Source organism: Vibrio sp. 1580 (assembly GCF_033340055.1).
In genome coordinates this window covers 1-750 of the sequence record NZ_JAWOVT010000240.1, presented here as the reverse complement: position 1 = coordinate 750, position 750 = coordinate 1, and the positions used below count along the sequence as shown (strand labels likewise).

The window sequence follows — 750 nt, the reverse complement described above, 5'->3', positions numbered from 1 at the left end:
TGCAATTAGGCCTGCTTTTGCGCCCAATTCAATGGCCATGTTACATACCGTCATGCGGCCTTCCATAGAAAGGTCAGTAATCGCTTCACCGCAGAATTCAACCACATAACCAGTACCGCCTGCTGCCGTTGTTTTGCCGATGATCGCTAGAACGATATCTTTTGCGGTAATACCCGGTGCGACTTTACCTTTCACTTCGATTTTCATTGTTTTCGCACGTGCTTGTTTTAGCGTTTGAGTCGCTAATACGTGTTCAACTTCTGATGTACCGATACCGAAAGCCAGTGAGCCAAATGCTCCGTGTGTTGCGGTATGAGAGTCACCACAAACGATGGTCATACCCGGTAGAGTAATGCCTAGCTCTGGGCCCATAACATGGACGATGCCCTGATATTTGTGGTTTAGGTCGTAAAGGGTAACACCGAACTCTTCGCAGTTTTTCGATAGCGTTTCCATTTGGATACGCGCCATCTCGCCAGAGGCGTTGATGTCTTTGGTTGTGGTCGAAACGTTGTGATCCATCGTGGCGAACGTTTTGCTAACCTGACGAACTTTACGACCTTTTTCACGCAAGCCATCAAAGGCTTGTGGAGAGGTCACTTCGTGTACCAAGTGACGATCAATATAAAGAATAGGGGTTTCCCCTTCTGCCGCGACGGCAACGTGTGCGTCGTAGACTTTTTCGTATAGTGTTTTCCCCATTGCTTCCTTTCCTCGTCGTCCTTGTCACCGCAATGGGATTATCCGCTG

At 48.4% G+C, this 750-nt stretch carries 1 protein-coding gene; it reads right to left on the bottom strand.

The features are described 5' to 3' along the window. A partial coding sequence (locus tag R7093_RS25275) for an aconitase family protein (RefSeq protein WP_318147027.1) occupies positions 1–702 on the bottom strand: 702 nt, incomplete at its 3' end. Between the last annotated feature and the right edge of the window lie 48 nt (positions 703–750).